The organism is Mesorhizobium sp. M7A.F.Ca.ET.027.03.2.1 (assembly GCF_003999175.1).
Classification (GTDB): Bacteria; Pseudomonadota; Alphaproteobacteria; order Rhizobiales; family Rhizobiaceae; genus Mesorhizobium.
This window is the reverse complement of the sequence record NZ_RZOM01000538.1, coordinates 1-4,091: the sequence shown is the minus strand read 5'-3', so window position 1 is coordinate 4,091 and position 4,091 is coordinate 1. Positions and strand designations below refer to the sequence as shown.

Annotated in this window: 5 protein-coding genes; 4 read left to right on the top strand and 1 reads right to left on the bottom strand. The window is 58.1% G+C overall.

Translation table 11 applies throughout. The features are described 5' to 3' along the window. Together EN750_RS21655 and EN750_RS21650 are read left to right on the top strand one after the other, a co-directional pair. On the top strand, positions 1-221 hold a 221-nt coding region (locus tag EN750_RS21655), incomplete at its 5' end, for an amino acid synthesis family protein (protein ID WP_145967822.1). Between the two features lie 800 nt (positions 222-1,021). Further along, the gene (locus EN750_RS21650; protein WP_145967821.1) at positions 1,022-1,339 is read left to right on the top strand and encodes a metalloregulator ArsR/SmtB family transcription factor; all 318 of its coding nucleotides are present in this window, start codon (positions 1,022-1,024) and stop codon (positions 1,337-1,339) included. 188 nt (positions 1,340-1,527) lie between these two features. Here the strand turns inward: EN750_RS21650 and EN750_RS21645 are convergent, their stop codons facing one another. Continuing rightward, on the bottom strand, positions 1,528-1,827 hold the full coding sequence (locus EN750_RS21645) for a DUF1236 domain-containing protein (protein WP_127266845.1): 300 nt from the start codon (positions 1,825-1,827) through the stop codon (positions 1,528-1,530). Positions 1,828-2,316: 489 nt separating this feature from the next. On the opposite strand from EN750_RS21645, the gene EN750_RS21635 reads away from it, so the two are divergent. Continuing rightward, positions 2,317-2,694: a low affinity iron permease family protein gene (locus EN750_RS21635; protein ID WP_127397593.1), complete on the top strand. Its 378-nt coding sequence runs from the start codon at positions 2,317-2,319 to the stop codon at positions 2,692-2,694. A gap of 809 nt (positions 2,695-3,503) precedes the next feature. After that, a partial coding sequence (locus tag EN750_RS21630; protein ID WP_145967820.1) for a DUF4142 domain-containing protein occupies positions 3,504-4,091 on the top strand: 588 nt, incomplete at its 3' end.

The following is a 4,091-nucleotide window of genomic DNA, read 5'->3' as shown; positions in this document are numbered from 1 at the left end:
CCCGCAACGCGCCGGGCGCGCTGCTATCGCTGCCGATGATGCACAAGAGCGAGAACGGTCGCCGCTCGCATTTCATCACCGCCAACTTCCAGATCGCCGACGGCCCGGCTGCCGACGAGATTGTCGTTGCCATCGGTGCTGCGGACGGCGGCCGCGTTCACCCACGGATTGCGGACCGCTTTCAGGACATGAAAGAGATGGAGCAGGAAGCAGCGATGTGAGGCTTGCGCTGGGTTCCACAACATCACCGTGGGTTCCACAACATCACCAATGTTCAGAGCCGGCGAATGCTGATGACGATCTCGCGGCCTGTTTCGAAGAGCTTGCTAGGCTGCAGTGCAGGCTCTCCGGACCCGAAGGTGCTTGGCGAACTGCACAGGCGTCCTTGCCGTTCATCTCCGAGGCCCATCGATGCTGTCGGCATGCGGCGTTGCATCCGGCACCTTTGATGCCGGAAGCACTGTGGCGGTACCTAGTTTGTCAGTACCCTCCAATTGCCTGCCTCTTCAAGAGCCCGCTACGCCGGTGGCGGTGTTTTGCTTTGTTGGTGCCGCAAGCGTCAGGAAGGCAGTCGCCGAATTGACGGGAACAATTTAGCGAAAAGTAAATTCAACGGTCTTCTGGTAGGAGGCCAAAGTGTCCCAGCGAAGCATCGACAAAGACCGATTGGATCGCGCAGACCGCGAGGCAAAAGTTGCTAACGCGGCCGAGAGAGAGGCGCGTTTTTTAAAAACTGCGCGACTTCGAGAACAACGCCTTGCTGCCGAAGCCAAAGGTTCCCAGGCTTCGAAGAAGGGTCGATCCAGGAGCTAAGGCGCTTAGCCGCCGACGCCGGCCGTCAGACAGCGACGCCCTTCTGATGGAACATTACGCTACGCTAATAGTTCTAACGCGCCGGAGCGCCCGACGATCCCGGCACGTCATCCTTGGCCCGCCGCTGCGGTAAATGGGAGGCGAGTTCAGAGTTCTTTACATTTCGGCCTGCGCAAGGCCCGCTCGACGCGTGAGTGAGGGAGACATCATGGATCCCGAAAACCACAGCATTTATGCGCCGTCCGCGGAGCTGCTCGCTGCCATGGCTAATGAAAAGCGCCTTCTCGCTCTAATCATTCTTGCCGACGCAGAAATATCCGTTTCTGATCTGGCGTCGCGATTAGGGCTTAGCAACTCCGCACTCTCCCAACACCTTAGCATAATGCGAGAATTTGGGCTGGTCACGCGGAAGCAGGAGCGTCAAAAAGCGTATTACTCGTGCACAGATCGTGCCCTGAAGGTCCTTGAACTCCTGGACTGGCTTGCTGAGCGGAAAACTCTGGCTGGCCGCGACCATCATCCATAAAGCCCGAGACCTTTGGAGGGGTTTCCTCTCGGCCTTCGCTCTAACGTGCTTTCCGCATTCGTGCCGGAGAGGCGTGCCAAGAACGCTTGCGATGTCGCGACTTTAAGGCTCATCATCTTCGTCCGGACGTGGAGATTTATAGCTTCAGCCCCGCCGCCAGCGATGGCGGCGGGGTTGGATTGGTTCGTTCAGTCGTAAACCTTGATGATTTTTCGGGTGCCCGGGTCCACCAGCACCGTGCGGTTGTCGACCACCACATAGCGGTATTTGACGTTGGGGACCTCATGGATCTCAACCGTGTCTGGCAGAGCTGTCCCGACATTCAGTTCCACGCCGGGGAGCTTGACCGACGCCAGGGGCTGCTGCTTCACATATTCGCGGATGACGGTGTCTTGTTCCGGCTGGATAATGATGTCGTCCGCGGCGGCTGAGCCGATCCCAGCCAAGAGCAACATCGCTGCTGCGGTGTTCTTTAGAAGCATGTTCATATCTGCACTCCCGTGGGGACGGGCGCAACACGATCATCGTCCCGCGCCGCCCGGCAACTTGAACATGGAGCCGCCCTAAACGTTCCGCCTGAGGCACTTAGGTCTAGTCCCTTTGGGGCCTAAGTCTGGTCCTAGAACACGCATTGGTCCTGTCAGAGACAGCGACTGGAACGCCTGCCCCCCGCGGCTGTTGTCTCTCGAATTTGGGAGAAACCCAGATGGATAAAAGTGCTGGCCAAGCACGCTTCTCGTGATGGCACTCGTGCTTGGCTGACATGTGGTGGATCGGCGCAGCAACGTCCCTTCCGACGCCGATAGCAGGGTTCGCGAGCCGCCCAGCTGCTCGCGAACCCTATATCTTTAACTTGGAGTAGGTGACCTGATGTTGCGCGACAAAGAGAGTCGGATCTTAGAGGCAGGCTTACTGGCAGCAGTGCCTATCTGTGTGGCCATTACCGCACTGGTCGCCTTGATGACTTTGGCCCGGATATGAATCGGTTCCTTTTCGCGGCCTCCGACTTCCTATCTCGGCCGCCGGGCTTCTATGTCATTCTCATAGCAATGGTTTTTTGCACCGCCCTGGTGCCCTTTGGTCTCACAAGTGCGGTTACCTACGCCCTGTCGGTTGCCGCCATCGTGATCACTGGTGTTGTCCTTCTACAAGGCTATCGCGACACCGCCGCCATTCACGCCAAACTCGATGAGATCATCGTTTCACTGAATGAAACCAGAAATGACGTTGTCGGATTGGAGCACGCCGAGCCGGAGGAGATCAGGGACAAGCTTGTAGAACTCGAAGCAGAGGCGTCCCGAACGATCGGCGCTGCCAGGCGCGAACTTTCGAAAGCAACAGGAGAGAGATCATGAACAATATCATTTGGCTCGTCGGTGCGGTGGTCGTCGTCTTGGCGATTTTGAGTTTCTTTGGCCTTCGGTAGGGCGGCCATTTCCGCCGACAACCTGAAGGATTAGCGGGACCAAACTTGGCATCGCAAAATTGCTTATCATGAATGACAATCATCCGCCCCCGACAAGTTGGTGTCCGATCCACCGCCAGATTCGCAGGGCGTGCTTTTTGCCACCGCTGCCCTCGTCTCATCCATATGCGCCCTGCTGCTGGCATTTTGGATGTCTGTTTTGATCGCTGTCGGACAGGCCCATTGTCCTATAGAGAGCCAAAAAGGTTTGGCATCAAAGTTGCATTGAGGTTGGGGCGGATGAAGCCCGCCGCTTCGCAAATGGGGCGGCGGGCTTTCATAAGTTTAACCCTCAGAAACGAGCAGCGGCGGGTGCTTTGGCCGTTCGCGCGATCACTTGGCGGAGGTCACGCATGTCGACCTGCCTACCCGCCGGATGCCGGTTAGGCGGAGTCTGGGGCGCGACCGACGTCTTTCCGCCTTTGTGGTGCTTTTCTGACCGGGCGCGTCTGCTTCAGGCTCTTGCCGGATCGCACACCGAACTTTTCACCGTTGGATTTTTCGCCATCAGGCTCCCTCTGCGCGCAATGGCAACTCTTCGATCGGTCTGAGGTCCCGGACAATGGGATCGGTGACGCTCCGCCAGCTTCACGACGACGGGAACGGCGCCCCGAAATGTCCGACATTTGTCAACGTCCGGAACAAAGGTAGCGCCAGGAGATTGGGGTTCATCGTCCTCCTCAACCAAGGAACCTCAGCATGAGAACCAAACTACGCATGGCATCGCTCTCGATCGCGACCGTAATGACCGCTGTACTGCCTGCCTTGTCAGCAGAGACGGCACAGGACTTCGTCACGAAGGCCGCGATCGGCGGGATGTTCGAAGTGCAGTCCAGCAAGGTCGCTCAAGACAAGCTCCAAGATCCGACCCTTAAGGATTTCGCCCAGAGGATGATCTCCGACCATGGCACTGCGAACGCCAAGCTCGAGAGTATTGCCGGCGAACAGAAATTGCAGGTGCCCGCCGACCTCGACGCTGCCCACAAGAGCGACGTCGACAAGTTGCAGTCAGCTGCGGCGCCAGTCGATGCACCCTATGCCGACATGCAGAGGACGGCGCATGCCGACGCTGTGAGCATGTTTGAAAGTTACGCCAAGGATGGCGACAATTCCGCTCTCAAGTCGTTTGCAAGCGAGACGTTGCCGACACTTAAGATGCATCAGGAGATGATCGGCAAGGTCGCGGCTGCCGCTCCTGCCCCCGACAGTTCCGCGCCAGCCGCCTCCGATGCGGACACCACAAATTCTGCGGCGCCGGTGCCTGGTGCCAACAGCTTCACCGAGGAC